Here is a 16206-nt window from a genome sequence, read left to right as displayed (position 1 = left end):
AGGGGTGTGATTTTTTATACTGAGAACAAGAACGAACACGAAGGGGAGATTAATTATGCTGAAACCCGAAACGATTGAGATCATCAAGTCCACCGTACCGGTGCTGGAAGTACACGGAAAAGCCATTACGACCCGTTTTTACGAAAAGCTGTTCAAAAGCCACCCGGAGCTGCTGAATCTGTTCAACCACGGCAACCAGAAGCAGGGGCGGCAGCAGACGGCTCTGGCCAACGCGGTGTATGCGGCCGCCGTTCATATCGACCGGCTTCATGAAATCATGCCGGCCGTTAAGGGGATTGCCCACAAGCACGTAAGTCTCGGAGTGACGCCGGAGCAGTATCCGATTGTCGGCGAGAATCTGCTCGGCGCGATCTCCGAGGTGCTGGGCGATGCGGCGACGCCGGAGATTCTCGGCGCCTGGGAAGAGGCGTACTCCGTGATCGCCGCGGCTTTTATCGGCGTGGAGACGGAAATGGCGGATGAGGCGCTCCATCAGCCGGGAGGCTGGGCGGGATTCCGCAAGTTTACGGTGCGGAGGAAAACGGCGGAAAGTGGGAACATTACGTCGTTTTACCTGGTGCCGGAGGACGGGGGAGCGCTGGCGGTTTTCGAGCCGGGTCAGTATGTGACCGTGCAGATGAAAATCCCCGGACGGGAACATCTCGTGAACCGGCAGTACAGCTTGTCGGACCGTCCGGGACAGCCTTATTACCGGATCTCGGTGAAGAAGGAGCCGGGCACGGATACCCGCGAGCCGGGAGTGGCTTCGACTTATCTGCACGAAGCCGTGCGGGAAGGCGACACACTTCTGCTCTCCGCTCCAGCAGGCGACTTTACGCTGAACCGTTCCACGGATACGCCGGTCGTGCTCCTGTCCGCCGGAGTAGGCTTGACACCGCTGATGAGCATGCTGAGAACGATTCGGGCCGAGCAGCCGGAGCGGTCCGTTACTTTCATCCACAGCGCGGCCGACGGCGGGCTGCACGCCATGAAGGATGCGATGAAGGACGAGGGGACTGCAGCGGCGGACGAAACTTGTCTGCGCACGCATATCTGCTACACGCAGCCGACGGAAGAAGACAAAGCCGCGGGCGCCTTTCATTCGGAAGGCCGCCTGACGGCGGAGAAGCTGAAGGAAATAACGGCGGAATCCGGCGGGCATGCCGACTATTATATTTGCGGCCCCGTTTCGTTTATGCGTGACATGATCGGGTATTTGCAGAAGCTGGATGTTCGGGCGGAATCCGTCCACTATGAATTTTTCGGGCCGTCCCTTTCCCTGTAATAAGAAAACGGGTCCGCCATGGCGGACCCGTTTTCTTGGCGTTCATCGCTGCTTCCGGAGAAGCCGGTTGACCGTTTCGCGCCGCAGGCCGACGAGCTGCCCGATCTCTTCCTGGGTCAGCACATCGCCAAGCGGAATGTCCCCGACATAGCGGGCGAACCACTGCCCGAGCAGCTCGATTTTGCGGGCGGGAGTGAGCGCGGTAAGCTGATCGATGCGCTGCTGCATCGCCCTCAGCTTGTCCTGCAGCACAAGAGCGGCATCCCGGTAGCGGAGGGGATTCTCTTCAAGCCCGGCGTACCACTGCGCGGCCGGAATGACCTCGACTTCGCTTGTAATCAGGGCAATCGCGGTCCCGTGGTATTCTTTGGGCGTGAGCAGGGAATGGTGCGGAATCAGCTCGCCGGGGTTCAGAAGGTTGAACAGAAACTGTTCCCCGTTCTCCTGAAGGCGAACGACTTTAAATAGACCGCTTCGGATGCGGAACAAGGGGCCTTGTTCCCCCTGCCTGAACAACACCTCGCCTTTATGCAAAATCATCCGGGCACCCGCCTTTCTTTTTGTTCATAGAAATGTAGAAAGAATGTACCGTTTTCGCCTTGTTTCCGGTTATAATCGAGGAAGGATCTTTACAGGATACCGGAAAACCAATTTTATCGAGGTGGAAAACGTCGTGGCAACAACTTCTTTGGACGCGTTAACAACCGGCATGTTCGTAACGAGCCTGCTGCTGATCCTTTTTATCGGGTCGATGGTCAGCATGAGCATCATGCGGTTTTTTCAGAAAAAGAAAGTCCAGGGGACCGTCTACCTCGTAGTCGGCCTGGCGGCCCTCGTTACGTTCATCGTCATGGCTTCGGGATGGAGTTCGTAACCGTCCGGCTCCGGTTAAAAAATTCGCCTGCCCGTCTTCCCGAGAAGGAAGTGCGGACAGGCGTTTTTTTGTGCCGTACAAAAGAAGTGCGCATAGCCAGCCGGTAAACCCGGGTAAACCGGATTTGTCCGCGGAATCCGTTACTTGTTCATAACCTGCAAAACTTCGTACAGGAGAAAGAGCAGGGCAATGACGTACAGGGTCGCGGAAACCTGGCGGCCTTTACCGGCCGCAAGCTTCACGACCGGGTAAGCGATAAAGCCAAACGCGATTCCGTCGACGATGCTGTAAGTCAGCGGGATCAGCGCGATCACGAGAAAAGCGGGAAACGCTTCGCTGAAATCCTCGAAAGGGATCGCTTTAATGCTGCCGAGCATAAGCGAGCCGAGGATAATCAGCACGGGCGCGATCGCGCTGTCCGGAATGGCCTGAAGCAGCGGCACCGCAAAGTAGGAGCCGAGAAACAGCACGCCGGTGAAAACGGCGGTCAGACCCGTGCGTCCGCCGGAAGCGATGCCGGCCGAGCCTTCGACCGCGGATACGGCCGGACTCGAGCCGAGCAGACCGGCGGCCGCGTTCGACACCGCCGCGGCCTGAAACGCGCGGCGGTAGGTATCCGGGCGCCCGAAGCTGGCCGTCTGGCTGTGGATCAGGCCCAGATTCTCGAAGACGATGACCATCGCCATCGAGAAGGCCGCGATCCAGAACGGAAGCGACCATAGGCCCCCGAAGGAAAGCGCGCCGAAGACGGCGGCGGCATCGCGAAGCCCGAACCCGGGGCCCTCCGCAGCCGGGTTGACCAGGCCGAGCAGCCAGGCGACGGCGGTTCCGAACACGATGGCGATGAGGAAGCTGCCGTTCACCCCGCGGACGTAAAGCACGGCCATGAGGGCGAGCGTGAGCAGGGTGACGACCGCTTCGGGACTGCCGAGATCGCCCAGCGCGATAAACGTCGAGGCGCTCGGCACGACGATCCCGCTTTTTTGCAGGCCGATAAACGTAAGGAACAGCCCGATCCCGACCCCGATGGCTTCTTTCAGCGTATGCGGGACCGATTGCGAGATCCGCCCGGCCAGCCCCGTGAAGGCGACCAGGCAGAAGAGAAGCCCCGAGACGAAGACGGCTGCAAGCGCTTCCTGCCACGACAGTCCCATCGTATGCACGACCGTGTACGTGAACAGGGCGTTGATTCCCATGCCCGGCACGATAACGAGCGGTGTGTTGCTCCACCAGCCGATCAGCCAGCAGCCGACGAACGAAGTGGCGATGGTGGCGATCATCCCCGCCTGAACGGGAATTCCGGCATCCGCAAGAATCGCGGAATTGACAATAATAATATAGACGCTGGTCACGAATGATACCAATCCGGCCATGAGCTCGCGGCGCACGGTCGTTCCGTGGGCTTTGAGCCCGAACCGGCGATCGAGAAAACGTACCAACATTCATCCTTCTTTCTGAAGTATCCCTCGGCCCACCCTCGAAACGCCGGGTATGTACATCCGTATCCGTTTCGCTTGAATCATTATAACCAGAAACACCCAAGGAAGCTACCGTTATTGTGTTAGTATGGCAGCTTTCTCCCCAAAGTATCGCAGGGCGGACAAGCTCCCTAATCGCGGCCGAACTCCATCACAGCCCGGTCCGGATCGTCCTGAACAGGGAAACTGTGTAAGACGATGACAAAAAGCCCTATCGCGGCCCCGGATCAATTCTCCGTTTCCGTTCCGGCCGAAAAATAATGACGGATGTAGTCCCGGAATTTTTGCGCGGCTTTGGACAAATAGCGCTTCTCGTGCCAGGCCAGCTGGTAAGAGCTTAAACAGACGGGGGCCGTAATCGGAATCCGCACCATCAGAGCCGTCGGCGGCTCTTCGCTGCGGTTGCAGGCTCCTACGAAGGCGACGCCGAGACCCGCATGGACGAGCGCCGCTTTGGCGGACGGTTCGTTGACTTCGCACGCGAAATCGGGTGTCATGCCCGCCTGCCGGAACAGCGCGTCGTCCCTTTTACGGAAGACGTGCTCTTTTTTGTATCCGATAAAAGGCTCCCCGGCCGCTTCGCTCAATGCGATGCTCGTACGGTCCGCCAACCGGTGCCCGGGCGGTACGGCCAGAAAAACTTCCTCGCTGAGGACCGGCTCCTCGACGATACCGGGCCGGCCGACCGGATAAGCGGTGAAGCAGAAATCCGCTTCCCCGCTTTCGAGCATCCCGGCCAACTCTTCCGTCGGTGCCTGCGTAAGACGGAGCCGGACATGAGGATACAGCGCGAGGAATTCGCCCAAAGGGCTTGACAGCCGGTTAAGGATCGGCGAAGCGACGGAGATGCTTCCCTGCTCCATACCGGCCAGATCCGCGACTTCTTTGCGGCCTTCTTCCAGCGCGGTGAGGGCGATCTCCGTTTTTTTCAGGAAGGCTATCCCGAACGCGTTGAGGGTGATTTTCCGCCCTTGGCGGTCGAATAAAGGCACGCCCAGATCGTCCTCGAGACGGGCGATCGTTTTGCTCAGCGCGGGCTGGGCGATGTGAAGCTCTTCGGCGGCTTTGGTCATGTGCTCGAGCCTGGCGACTGTGCGGAAGTACCGGAGCTGCAAAATTTCCATACGCCCCTCCTCTTATATACTGGGTGGAATAAGTGATATGCGGTAAGATGTATTTTTTATTAGGAGATCTCCATTATAAAATGCAGGTAAGGGAGCAGGCAACAGCTGAGAAACTGAGCGGCAGGCGGCCTATAAGTGCAGCACGTGCAGCCGTAGAAAGAGGAGGAAACAAGGATGAAAGCAATGGGGTTTAAAAAGTTCGGCCCTCCTGAGGTTCTGGAGCCGATGGAGATTGCAGCGCCGCAGGCAGGCGCAGGCGAAGTAAGAGTGCGGGTTAGGGCGGCGGGCGTCCAGCCGGTAGATTGTGCGATCCGTACGGGGTTCCAGCCCCAGGGCGTTCCCGTCGCTCTGCCTCACGTGACCGGCGGGGAATTCGCAGGCATCGTGGATCAGACGGGGAGCGGCGTTACCGCGTTCGCGCCCGGGGACGCGGTGCTTGGCTTCCGCGTGCAGTACACGTACGCCGAATATGTCGTCGTCCCTCAGGAGCAGCTCGTCCGGAAGCCGGACACGATGCCGTGGAAGGCGGCGGGCGGCCTGTCGGGAGCGGGACAGACGGCCCTCACGGCGCTTGAAGAGCTGGCCGTCGGACCCGGGGATACGCTGCTGATCAACGGGGCCGCAGGCGGAGTGGGAACGGTTGCGGTACAGGCCGCCCGCGCGAAGGGAGCAATCGTGATCGGAACGGCCAGCCCCGCCAACCACGACTATTTGCGCTCGATAGGGGCCATTCCGGTCACGTATGGACCGGGACTTGCCGAGCGAGTGAGGGCACTCGCGCCGGGCGGAGTGGACGCCGCTCTGGACGCGGGGGGAGCGGACGGGCTGCTTGCGGCGGTGGAACTCGTTCCGAACCGGAACCGGATCGCGACGACGGTCGCCTTCGAGCTCACCGGCGAGCTCGGCGTCCGCTGGATCCGCAGCAGACGGTCGGCGGAGCGGCTGGCCGAGCTGGTTGAGCTGTATACCCGGGGACAGCTCCGGATTCACATCCGGCGAACGTTCCCTTTGAGCCAGGCCGCCGAAGCGCACAGGGAGATGGAGATCGGCCACGGCCGCGGTAAAATCGTGCTGATGATGGAAGACTGAACCTTCTCGGAGGCAGAGAGAAAAGCCTGTTGAAACATTCAACAGGCTTTTCGGCGCCGGGGACGATCTAACGAACCGGCGAAGGAGTTTTGCCTATGCGGGGTGCGGTTTCGAGCGGACGGATAGACAGGGATTCACACTCCGCTCCGCGCCGTAAGGCGTGCGGAGCGGCGGCATTTGACCGTGGTTGCGCTCGACCGACCACGTCACGCAGCAAGCACCTCACGCCGAGAGCCTCGCGCGGTGCGGAAAACCGCAGTTTGATCGACCGACTGCCGTCACGCGGCGAATCACAGCGCATGGAGAACTGCGCGGTACAAAAAAACGACTGAGGTGTTTCCTGAAGCGGCAGGTCTCAAATTTCTCCTTCGAGGCGCTCTTTCAACCGGAGAATCTGTCCCAGGTGATGCTCCAGATGTTCTTCATAATCTTCGATGAGCCAGCGGAGAGTAACGGGCTCGTGCTCCCCGATTTTGCAGAGCAGACTGCCTTGTTCGGGGGTAACGGATGCGATTACCCGTGCAATCTGGCGGTTCAGGCTCCCCCACAAGACGATAATTTCCTTGGAAGGAGTGTGCCGGTAATCCTGAATCGCTACCCACTCGTTTTGTTTGTAGGGCTGGAACACGGCAGGCTGTTCGGCATACCGGGTGACGATAAAACGCGGCAGATTGTTTAGAGCCGAGTCGCAAAGATGACCGAGAATTTCGTTAACGGACCATTTGTCCACTCCGGGCCGCGTCGCGAGAAGCGTTTCATTTACCGGTTCCAAAAGGGACGCAATCTCATACGTCCTGTCGTGAATTCTTGCAGCAATTTCTTTCATGGGGAATACCTCCGTAGGGTGGACTGATTTCTTACTCCAGCATACAAGGAAAGATGAAATCGGGAAATTCGAAAGTTTTGATAGAATCAATCGTATTTTTCGATCGTTAACCCTGCCGCTCTTATTTGAAAAAAAGCTCTATCCCGCACGGGGACAGAGCTTGACTCGGTTGAGCCGTAAAATCCGGTTCAGTTCATATTGATCCAGACGCTTTTGACTTCACAGTAATTGTTCAGCGCATAAGACCCCATCTCGCGTCCGATGCCGGACTGCTTGTAGCCGCCGAACGGAGAAGCCGCGTCGAACACGTTGTAGCAGTTGACCCAGACGGTGCCCGCTCGGAGCTTGCCCGCTATGTAGTGGGCATTTTTGACGTTTTCCGTCCACAGCCCGGCGGCCAGTCCGTAATCCGTATCGTTGGCGCGGGCGATCACATCGTCCAGATCCTCGAAAGGCAGGGCCGTGACGACGGGCCCGAATATTTCTTCTTTGGCGATGGTCATGCTGTCCTGAACGCCGGCAAAAACCGTCGGCGCCACGAAATAGCCTTCCTCGAACGGATTCGTCCCTCCCGTCAGCAGCTCGGCTCCTTCCTCCAGGCCGCGCTCGATATAGCCGAGCACCCGGTTCTGCTGCTCCTCCGACACAAGCGGCCCGATCTGGGTGTCGGGGCTGAGGCCCGCGCCCTGCTTGAGCTTGCGGGAATACAGGACCAGGTCGGCGACGACGTTGTCGAACATCTTCTTCTGGATGAACAGGCGGGAGCCCGCGCAGCAGACCTGCCCCTGGTTGAACATAATCCCCGAAAGCGCCCCCGGAATGGCCCGGGACAAATCGGCATCGGGCAGGATGATGTTCGGGGATTTCCCGCCCAGCTCCAGCGTCACCCGCTTCAGACGGTCGGCGGCCTGCCGCATGATCGAGCGGCCGACTTCCGTGGAGCCAGTGAAGGCGATCTTGTCGACCTGCGGGTGGTTGACGAGCGCCTGGCCCGCCGTTTCGCCGTAGCCCGGCACGATGTTGACCACGCCCGGCGGGAAGCCCGCTTCCTGGATCAGCCCGGCGAGATAGAGGGCCGAGAGCGGCGTCTGCTCGGCCGGCTTGAGCACGACGGTGCAGCCGGAAGCCAGCGCGGCGCCGAGCTTCCACATCGCCATGAGCAGGGGGAAGTTCCACGGGATAATCTGCCCGACCACTCCGACCGGCTCATGCCGCGTGTAGTTGAAGTACCCGCCGCTGACGGGGATCGTCTGGCCGACGATTTTCGTGGACCAGCCGGCGAAGTAGCGGAGATGCTCGACGGCCAGCGGCAGATCGGCGGTACGCGTCTCCGCGATGGGCTTGCCGTTGTCGAGCGTTTCGAGCTGGGCGAGCTCCTCCAGGTTGTCTTCGACGAGATCGGCCAGCCGGTAAATAAGCCGGCTCCGTTCCGCGGCGCTTAACCCGGGCCAGGGGCCTTCGTCGAAAGCGCGTCTGGCGGCTTTAACGGCCAGATCGATATCTTCTTCGGTCGCTTCGCTCACGACCGCCAAAATATCGCCCGTTGCCGGGTTCGGGGTCGTGAAGGTGCTTCCGTAAACGGAATCGACGAATTCTCCGTCGATGAAAAGCCGCTTCGTTCCGTTCAGGAACCGCTGGATTTTGGGTCGGACTGTCAGGGTCAGTTCGTTCATTTCACACTGCCTCCTTAGGAAAGGTATCATGCTCGGCTCAGCTCGCATAGCTTGTCATCCGTGATATTGTATCTATATCAAACTAGCGCGGAAAATATGACAGAAGTCTTGCAAAGTTTCCGGGTCTATCCCGCCGGGCAGCGAACATGATAAAATAATGGGACCCTCGTTAGAAGGGAAGAGAAGGCAGTCGGCCTGACGGCGGGCGTACAACAGATTTGCCGGGGAAAGGGAGGTTGGGATCATGCTGCTCAGCCGGGATCAGAAAGAGCTCATTTTGGCGGTGTTGAAGAAGGAAAATAAACGGCTGGTTTCGGGCCATAAAGGGCCGCTGCTTAAAAAGACCATCGCCGATTTCGAACAGGCGCTCCGCAATGAAGCGATTAACGAAAAGCGTTAAGCGGGTGAAAATTCCTCAGTAGGGAAACAACAAAAAAGATCCCGGACGGGATCTTTTTCGCGGGGCCGTATGTAAGAGGCCGGCTCAACTATTCGTGATTGAGTTTTTAATAAAGAGACAAGGCAAGCGTATCGCTTTCGCGGCGGGAGTGCAGAATCGCTTCCGTTCCCTCGATTTCGATGGAGATAAGATTCTCCAGACACGTCTTTACAGCGCGTTTTCCGTTGTTCCACTTCGCTTCCAGGGCAATTTTCAATAAGCTTAATGCTTTTTTGCTCGCTTCTGTATAAAAGACGGGTATTTTTTGATTGTTAAATACGATAATGGTTTTCATGTGATTTCTACCTCCTGTAAGATAGATCAATCTTTGAAAATAGTATAAATTACGAATATTAAAGGAAACTTAAAAAAACGATAGATTTTTCAATTTTTTTTTTGGAACGATCAACCTCCGCCACAGAATGTTTGAAATTTAAGGGGAAAAGCGTTTGTTTTCATAAATTTAAAGTCAAAAATTAGGAGTTTGCAGGTCAATCTGCAAAGATCCACTTACTACTAAACCGTTTTTCATAATATGAAACGAAATATGTTTCAGAAAAGTTTTGCTTAATGTTCAATTCCGTGGAGGTTTTAAAATGAGAACACCTATATTTTACGGTTCCGTTCATGTTTTTCTGTCCCGCAATGGGGAAACGCTTCTATTAAAGAGAAAAAATACGGGGTTCGCGGACGGGAAGTGGAGTGTCGTAGCCGGAAGAATCGATGGCGGAGAAGAAGTGAAAGCCGCCGCCGTGCGGGAAGCGAAGGAAGAGGCGGGAATTGACATCCGGCCCAAGGATCTGGAAATCACCGGTATTATGCACCGCAAAAACACGAATTCGGAGTGGATCGACTTTTTCCTGAGGGCGCGCAGCTGGCAGGGCGAGATCGGCAACATGGAGCCTCATAAGTGCGAAGAGCTCCGCTGGTTCCCGGAAGACGCGCTTCCCGCCGAGATGGTGCCCTATGTGCGCGAGGCGCTTTTGAACCGGCAGGAGAGCCTGTGGTTCGAGAGTTTCGGCTGGGCGGGCGATCCTGTGCAGGTATAATTTAATGGGGGAGCTCACTAAGGGGAGGCCGTTTGGTTCAGGGTAATTGTGGGCGGCTTGATGTCATTTTGTGAATGTTTAAGCTGGAGTGGATATAAAAACAAAAAAACAAGGCCGGAGGACCTATCCGACCTTGTTTTTTGTTAAGAGGAAATTTCCATCTCCGTCACAGCCGGAACGGCGGAAGAGCCGGGATTCCGGCGGCGCGTCAACAGGTAGACGCCGTACACAAGCAGGAACAGCACCATCACTCCGGCGGCATAACGGTACATGACCGCATAGCTGGTGCCGGAGGCGACGAGGCCGAGCAGCATGGAGCCGACAGCGACTCCGAAATCGATGGAGTTGTAGAACAGGCTGTTCGTCGTCCCGTGCTGCTCCGGCGGAGTTTCGCGGAGCATCCAGGCCTGGGTCGTCGGCTGCAGAGCGCCGAAGCCGAGACCGTAGAGCAGGGCCGAGACGATCAGCACGGGCATCGTTGTCGCCACGGACAGAACGAGCAGGCTCGCGATCAGAATGAGGGCGCCGGGAATGAGAATCGCGGCGTGGCCCTTGCTGTCGAACAGGCGGCCGGAGATCGGGCGGACAACGAGAACGGTGATCGCGTTGAACAGGAAGAACAGCCCGATCTGTTCCAGATGCACTTCCTTGCCGTACAAGGCGATGAAGCTGAGCAGGCCGCCGTACGTCACCGACAGCAGCGCGTTGAGCAGGGCCGGCAGCAGCAGCTTCTTATTGAAGCCGCTGCGCTTCGCGGCTCCGCCGGAGGAGCCTGCCGCCTGACCGCCTGCCGCTTTACCGGCTGGCGAAGCCGCCGCTGCCGCCGGCTGGGGCGGAATGCTCCGCGATCCGAGCAGCAGAGGCACGATCAGGGCGGCCGCCGCCGTGCCCATGGCGGTCAGCGGGCCGAAGCCGTAGCTGCCGATCATTGCGAGGCCGATGGTCGGCCCGATGGACATCGCCAGGCTGCTCGACAGCCCGAAGTACCCGACCCCTTCGCCGATTCTGCGGCGGGGGATGATCTGGGATACCAGCGTCGGCATGACCGTGCTGGCCATCCCGAAGCCGATGCCGAAGCAGACGCGCAGCGCCAGCAGCGCGCTCATGGAGCCGGCAAACGAATAAGCCGCCGTCGATACGGCGGCGAATGCCACACCGCAGAACAGCAGCGTGTTACGGTGTACACGGCGCATCAAGGCAGCCGTTACGAACCGGGTGATAATCGCCGAAATGGCGAAGAGACTGGTTAAGAGGCTCAACGTGAAATCGCCCGAATGAAACCGGTCCTTCGCGTAGGTGGGGAAGGGCGACAGCAGCATTTGCAGGCAGAGAAACAGAAGAAAATAGCAAAACGTAAGCATAATAAACGATTTCGTCCAGAGCGGTTCACTTTTCCCCGCATCCGGATGGTGAAGCAGTTCCAGCTGTTCTGGATGTTTAGACATGATGCAGACACTCCTATTCGCTTTCTGATGTCAAAGTAAGGTTGTCAATAATCCCGTGCAAAAAAGTAATGAGCTGGTCGTACTGCTCCTGAGACAAGCCCGCGGCGGCATCCCGGATGGTCTGCTGCTCAATCGAAATCGTTTCCTCGATCAGGGAGCGGCCTTTGTCCGTACTATAAATATGAAAAGAACGCCGGTCGCCCTGCCCGACCTGCTTCCTTATAAATTGCTTCGCCTCCAGCGCATCCAAAATGCGTGTCGTCGTAGGCTTGTCTTTGCCCGCCCTGGCGGCGATGTCCTTCTGGATGAGACCATCCTGCTCGTAGATCCGGTAAAGCACCGACCATTGTTCGGGCGTGATGTCGTACTCTTTCAGCCGCTGCGACAGGAAATTGGACATCTTCCGGTAAGCCACGCCCAGCAAAAAGCCCAAGGAATCGTTCAATCCGTTCTTGTATAAGATGGGTTCCGCTGTCATCTGATCCCTCCGCGCTAAAATGATTGTCTTAACAACTATATGTTAAACAACTATTGTTGTCAATGGAAAATAACCGCCGAAAGTCGGCAAAAGCAGCCAAGTCTTGTTGCACCGTATCCGCCTTTGCTATAATCAGGAAAACATGCAGAGTTGAAAGGGAGAGTGCTTGGAAGTGACTGTTCTTTTAATGTTCGGTCTGGTTCTTGTCCTTATCCAAATCATCCTTGTCAGAAGGATTACGTTCCGTCCGATTCCGTGGTTTACCAGAATGGCCGCTTCGGCCAGACTGGAATCCCCCTACGCGTACGGAGGCTTTTTATTTATCGTGAACATGGTTATTTTCCTTGTCATGACGGCGCTTGTGGTGCTCACCATCATGATGAATGTCGCGTTTTCCCTGTTTTTGTTTGCGGGTGCCGGCGTGTTTATCAGCTTTATGATCTGGATCCAGATGAGCATTTCGCGCAAGGGCACGAAGAAAGAGAAGAGGATCATCGGCGGGATCGGAAGCGCTTTTTACTGGGTGCTCACCGTCTATCTTCTCCTGCAGATCTTCCTGCTGCCGCCTTCCGCTCCGGAACAAGATCCTTTCATGCAGTTTGTCGGGCTCCTGATGGGCGTCGTTATTTCCCTGACTGCTGCCGTATCCTGTTGGGTGACCGTTTACTTGGCGAAAGGCAAACCGGTTAACCCCATCACCCGGTAAACGACGAGCCGCTAAGCCCTAATCCCTCTACGAATAAGGCCAAAATACCAATTACAATCACAATCAAAATGAACCTGCCAAACTAACGGAATCTGCCCTACGAACGTGCCCAACAAAACCTACAAACGGAACATCCACAAAGGAACCTACACAACACCTGGAACCTACAAAAATTTTCAACAGCCGTCTGCGAACATGCAGGCGGTTGTTTTTTGCTGCGGCCCCTGCCGGTCAATCGCCACGCAGCATCGGTATAAGGCCGACGGAACCGGCTGTTCTCTAGGGATTCGGCGCTTACGCGGGATTCACAAGAATTGAAAATAAAACGGGGTATCCGCATGCGTCTTCGGTCGGTTTTGTCCCGGCTTTCCCCTCGACTTCGCCAACCTTACACCTCTTCTTACCGAGTGCAGCACCCACGTCGTGTGGCGTCGCATGACGGTCCAACCGGAAGTCTCATATCGGCATACAAATGTTGCCCCGGGGGAACTCTTTTTAAAAGAACTTCATGGCTCAACTACAAAGGAGAGACTTCCCGTGGAAAAGAAGGAGACGGCCGGAGAAGACGAAAAGAAGCTGAAATGGTGGCAGCTCTCTCTGCTTGGAGTGGCGTTTACGATCGGAACCGGCTATTTCCTCGGCTCCAGTCTGGCGATTACGATCGGCGGTCCCGCCGTGCTGATCTCGTTCGTGCTGGCCGCAATCGGAACCTATATGGTATTCGACGTGCTGGCGAGAATGACCGCTGCGGACCCCGTCAAAGGCTCTTTCCGTTCTTACGCCAAAAAAGCTTACGGCCGCTGGGCCGGATTCAGCAGCGGGTGGGTGTACTGGAGCTCGGAGCTGCTCATCACGGGAAGTCAGCTGACGGCTTTGTCCCTGTTTTCCCGTTTCTGGTTTCCGGCAGTCCCCATGTGGGGATTTGCGACGGGATACGGCGTGCTCGGGCTTGGGATTATTATGCTGGGCACAAAAGGATTCGAACGGATGGAAAATTTGTTTGCTGTGATCAAAATTTCCGCCATCGTGATGTTTCTCGTCATTGCGGCGCTGGCCCTGTTCGGCATTATTCGCGGAAGCCGGGCGCCGAGTTTTCCAGCAGAAGCTTCGACGCTGTTTCCCGCAGGGGCGACAGGCCTCTGGTCTTCGCTTATTTTCGCATTCTACGCATTCGGCGGCATCGAAATTATGGGGCTGATGGCCCTCAGGCTGCAGAAGCCGGAAGAAGCGCCGAAGGCGGGGAAAATCATGCTGCTGCTGCTCGCCGCCGTGTATGTTCTGTCGATCGGACTAGCGGTTACGCTTCTGCCCTGGAGCGTTTTCCATACGAAAGAAAGCCCGTTTGTGCTGGCGCTGAACCAATACCGGCTGCCGTTTATCCCGCACGTTTTCAACGGGGTGCTTATTATCGCCGGTTTTTCCACGATGGCGGCATCGCTTTTCGCCGTGACCACCATGCTCGTAACGTTAGCGGAAGATAAGGATGCCCCCAAACTTTTCGCCCGCCGGTGGAAAAAAAATCTCCCGCTCCCGGCGCTCGGTCTAACGGCCTGCGGGATGGCGGCTTCGATCGTTCTGGCGCTGTTTATGCCCGAGGGCGTGTACGAATACATCACAACCGCCGCAGGACTGCTGCTCCTCTATAACTGGCTGTTTATTCTGATCACGGCGGGAAAACTGCTTCGTCTGAAGGCGCTGGGACAATCGAAACGGATCGCGGGCATCGTCCTTATTTTACTTGCCGTCAGCGGGACGCTGGCGCACCACGGCAGCCGCCCGGGCTTCTATGTCAGTTTGGGTTTTATCGGCGTTATCGGATTGGTTACCTGGATGAGGGTCCGTAAGTGGAACAAAGCCGGGGACAATTCGGGGCGGCAGGGACAAGCGGCTCCGGGCGCCGAGGAGGAATGGGTGTTCACGCCCGCCCTTTCGATGGGTGAGAAAACGGATGTGTTTTTTCGCAAAAAGTCAAGATGAGAGAAAGAAAGCGGACAAACGAAACGTTCTCTATAGCCGATTCATAGTAAGAAGCTGGACAAGTGATTGGAGCGAAGATAATGAAATAAAAATTTACAAAATATAATTTCATTGAAAAAATATTTCTGCCCCTCTATAATGAAGCCAACTGGAACCCGTGCGGCCGGTTCCACATAGTTGTTCGGATGCACGGAGACGAACTTGGGAGGGGTAAACATGATACTCGGCATAAAGGAAGAGGAAGTAATCGCAATCGGGCTGATGTCCGGGACCTCGCTGGACGGGATCGATGCCGCGGTTGTGCGGATAAACGGAAGCGGGCTGGATACCCGGCTGGAGCTGCTGCATTTCCACAGCAGGCCCTACGACGACGCGCTGCGGGAAAAGCTGAAAGATCTTTGCTCCGTCGCCCGTTCGGACGTTGCGCTCGTCTGCGGAATGAACGTTTTCCTCGCCGAGCGGATGGCGGAAGCCGCGCTGGAGGCGGTGCGCGAAGCGGGTCTGACCATGGACCGCATCGGCTTCATCGCCTCTCACGGACAGACGGTCTGGCACATCCCCGAGGGTGATGCTGCCGATCCGTACCTCGTCCGCTCGACGCTCCAGCTCGGCGACCTGTCCGTCCTCGCCAAGCGGACGGGCGTCCCTGTCGTCGGCGACTTCCGTCCGGCCGACATGGCGGTCGGCGGACAGGGCGCGCCGCTGGTCCCTTATGGCGATCTCATCCTGTTCCGCCATGAAACGAAAGGCCGCCTGCTTCAGAATATAGGCGGCATCGGCAACTGCACGGTCCTGCCCCCTCAGGCGGGGCCGTCCGATGTGTTCGCTTTCGACACGGGGCCGGGCAACATGGTGATCGACCAGGTGGTCTATCAGCTGTCGGGCGGCCGGCATTCCTATGACGAAAGCGGCTCGTGGGCGGCGCAGGGACGTGCGGATGAAGGGCTTGTCGCAGACGCCATGACGCATCCGTACTTCCGGGTGAAGCCGCCCAAATCAACCGGCCGCGAAGTGTTCGGCAAAGCGTACGCGGCCGATTTTATCGCGCGGGCGAAAGCCCTCGGACTGGCCGAGGCGGACATCGTGGCGACGGCCACGGCGTTCACGGCCCGCACGATTGCCGAAGGCTGCCGGCGGTTCGTGTTTCCGCGCTGCCGCGTGGACGAGGTCATCGTTTCCGGCGGGGGTGCCCACAACCGGACGCTGCTGTCGATGCTCGCGGAGCTGCTGCCGGACCAGCATGTAACGACCTCGGGCTCGCTCGGTGTGCATGACGACGCCAAGGAAGCCGTCATTTTCGCGCTGCTCGGCAATGACTTCCTGCGCGGCATTCCCAACAATCTGCCCTCCGCAACGGGGGCGGCGCGTCCGACCGTGATGGGGAAGCTTGCGCTTCCGTAAAAATCCCGCTGCTGCTCTGCTGCGGCAAGCCAGGCGGTTCGCCTAAGCAGAGCTGCTAAAAAGCGAACCGTAGCCGGTTATTAGCCGTAGACGATTGTTAGAAAAGCTTATAAAGATAGGTGGAGGCACAGCTGATTATGGCGGTGTCTCTTTGTGCTTGCGCAGGGGGACTCCATGAACTTCAGGGAAACAGCATAAAGAGACCGCCGGTTGGACGGTCTCTTTTTGTGCTTTTAAAGTGGGGCGGGGGGTGCGGGCTATCCGTGCTCACCGTTTTTCGATTTTGCTGTACATTTCCCCGCCCGTATCCTCATTTTGGGCTGTTTCTTTAATTATAAGATGTAGATCGTTTCTCGAACGGC

At 57.3% G+C, this 16206-nt stretch carries 16 protein-coding genes; 8 read left to right on the top strand and 8 right to left on the bottom strand.

Annotated features, from left to right (window positions below):
• Nucleotides 1-55 precede the first annotated feature (55 nt).
• Nucleotides 56-1285, top strand: coding sequence for an NO-inducible flavohemoprotein (gene hmpA, locus AC2TF6_RS17765; protein WP_491307887.1), 1230 nt, complete (start codon nucleotides 56-58; stop codon nucleotides 1283-1285).
• Nucleotides 1286-1327: 42 nt separating this feature from the next.
• On the opposite strand, the gene AC2TF6_RS17760 is transcribed toward hmpA, so the two are convergent.
• The gene (locus AC2TF6_RS17760) at nucleotides 1328-1825 is read right to left on the bottom strand and encodes a Crp/Fnr family transcriptional regulator (protein ID WP_491307886.1); all 498 of its coding nucleotides are present in this window, start codon (nucleotides 1823-1825) and stop codon (nucleotides 1328-1330) included.
• Between the two features lie 133 nt (nucleotides 1826-1958).
• Between AC2TF6_RS17760 and AC2TF6_RS17755 the strand changes: the two genes are divergently transcribed.
• Nucleotides 1959-2159 carry a hypothetical protein gene (locus AC2TF6_RS17755; RefSeq protein WP_009675561.1) on the top strand — a complete coding sequence of 67 codons (201 nt, stop codon included), beginning with the start codon at nucleotides 1959-1961 and terminating at the stop codon, nucleotides 2157-2159.
• A gap of 140 nt (nucleotides 2160-2299) precedes the next feature.
• On the opposite strand, the gene AC2TF6_RS17750 is transcribed toward AC2TF6_RS17755, so the two are convergent.
• Both AC2TF6_RS17750 and AC2TF6_RS17745 read right to left on the bottom strand, forming a co-directional pair.
• Complete coding sequence (locus AC2TF6_RS17750; RefSeq protein WP_491311681.1) at nucleotides 2300-3598, bottom strand: NCS2 family permease; 1299 nt, start codon at nucleotides 3596-3598, stop codon at nucleotides 2300-2302.
• A gap of 266 nt (nucleotides 3599-3864) precedes the next feature.
• The gene (locus AC2TF6_RS17745; protein WP_491307885.1) at nucleotides 3865-4761 is read right to left on the bottom strand and encodes a LysR family transcriptional regulator; all 897 of its coding nucleotides are present in this window, start codon (nucleotides 4759-4761) and stop codon (nucleotides 3865-3867) included.
• 174 nt (nucleotides 4762-4935) lie between these two features.
• On the opposite strand from AC2TF6_RS17745, the gene AC2TF6_RS17740 reads away from it, so the two are divergent.
• Entirely contained in the window at nucleotides 4936-5850 is a 915-nt protein-coding gene (locus tag AC2TF6_RS17740) for an NADP-dependent oxidoreductase (protein WP_491307884.1), read from the top strand.
• Nucleotides 5851-6205: 355 nt separating this feature from the next.
• Here AC2TF6_RS17740 and AC2TF6_RS17735 read toward each other — a convergent pair whose 3' ends face one another.
• Both AC2TF6_RS17735 and AC2TF6_RS17730 read right to left on the bottom strand, forming a co-directional pair.
• On the bottom strand, nucleotides 6206-6676 hold the full coding sequence (locus tag AC2TF6_RS17735) for a DinB family protein (protein ID WP_491307883.1): 471 nt from the start codon (nucleotides 6674-6676) through the stop codon (nucleotides 6206-6208).
• A gap of 188 nt (nucleotides 6677-6864) precedes the next feature.
• On the bottom strand, nucleotides 6865-8349 hold the full coding sequence (locus AC2TF6_RS17730) for an aldehyde dehydrogenase family protein (RefSeq protein ID WP_491307882.1): 1485 nt from the start codon (nucleotides 8347-8349) through the stop codon (nucleotides 6865-6867).
• Between the two features lie 244 nt (nucleotides 8350-8593).
• Here AC2TF6_RS17730 and AC2TF6_RS17725 point away from each other — a divergent pair, with 244 nt between their 5' ends.
• Entirely contained in the window at nucleotides 8594-8749 is a 156-nt protein-coding gene (locus tag AC2TF6_RS17725) for a hypothetical protein (RefSeq protein ID WP_491307881.1), read from the top strand.
• Between the two features lie 106 nt (nucleotides 8750-8855).
• Here the strand turns inward: AC2TF6_RS17725 and AC2TF6_RS17720 are convergent, their stop codons facing one another.
• Nucleotides 8856-9083, bottom strand: a complete 228-nt coding sequence (locus tag AC2TF6_RS17720) for a hypothetical protein (RefSeq protein WP_009675610.1) — start codon at nucleotides 9081-9083, stop codon at nucleotides 8856-8858.
• 301 nt (nucleotides 9084-9384) lie between these two features.
• Between AC2TF6_RS17720 and AC2TF6_RS17715 the strand changes: the two genes are divergently transcribed.
• Nucleotides 9385-9837 (top strand): NUDIX hydrolase, encoded by a 453-nt coding sequence (locus AC2TF6_RS17715; protein WP_491307880.1) that lies wholly within the window; start codon nucleotides 9385-9387, stop codon nucleotides 9835-9837.
• A gap of 143 nt (nucleotides 9838-9980) precedes the next feature.
• Here AC2TF6_RS17715 and AC2TF6_RS17710 read toward each other — a convergent pair whose 3' ends face one another.
• Nucleotides 9981-11282 (bottom strand): MFS transporter, encoded by a 1302-nt coding sequence (locus tag AC2TF6_RS17710; RefSeq protein WP_491307879.1) that lies wholly within the window; start codon nucleotides 11280-11282, stop codon nucleotides 9981-9983.
• 13 nt (nucleotides 11283-11295) lie between these two features.
• A complete protein-coding gene (locus tag AC2TF6_RS17705) occupies nucleotides 11296-11760 on the bottom strand; it encodes a MarR family winged helix-turn-helix transcriptional regulator (protein WP_491307878.1) in 465 nt (154 codons plus the stop codon).
• 172 nt (nucleotides 11761-11932) lie between these two features.
• On the opposite strand from AC2TF6_RS17705, the gene AC2TF6_RS17700 reads away from it, so the two are divergent.
• The 3 genes from AC2TF6_RS17700 to AC2TF6_RS17690 all read left to right on the top strand — a co-directional run bounded on the left by AC2TF6_RS17700 (nucleotide 11933) and on the right by AC2TF6_RS17690 (nucleotide 15844).
• A complete protein-coding gene (locus tag AC2TF6_RS17700; protein WP_491307877.1) occupies nucleotides 11933-12466 on the top strand; it encodes a hypothetical protein in 534 nt (177 codons plus the stop codon).
• 537 nt (nucleotides 12467-13003) lie between these two features.
• Nucleotides 13004-14443: an amino acid permease gene (locus tag AC2TF6_RS17695; RefSeq protein WP_491307876.1), complete on the top strand. Its 1440-nt coding sequence runs from the start codon at nucleotides 13004-13006 to the stop codon at nucleotides 14441-14443.
• Between the two features lie 216 nt (nucleotides 14444-14659).
• A complete protein-coding gene (locus AC2TF6_RS17690) occupies nucleotides 14660-15844 on the top strand; it encodes an anhydro-N-acetylmuramic acid kinase (protein ID WP_491307875.1) in 1185 nt (394 codons plus the stop codon).
• The last annotated feature ends 362 nt before the right edge of the window (nucleotides 15845-16206 follow it).

This window comes from Paenibacillus sp. JNUCC 35 (assembly GCF_058269095.1).
This window is presented reverse-complemented; position numbering and strand designations above follow the sequence as displayed.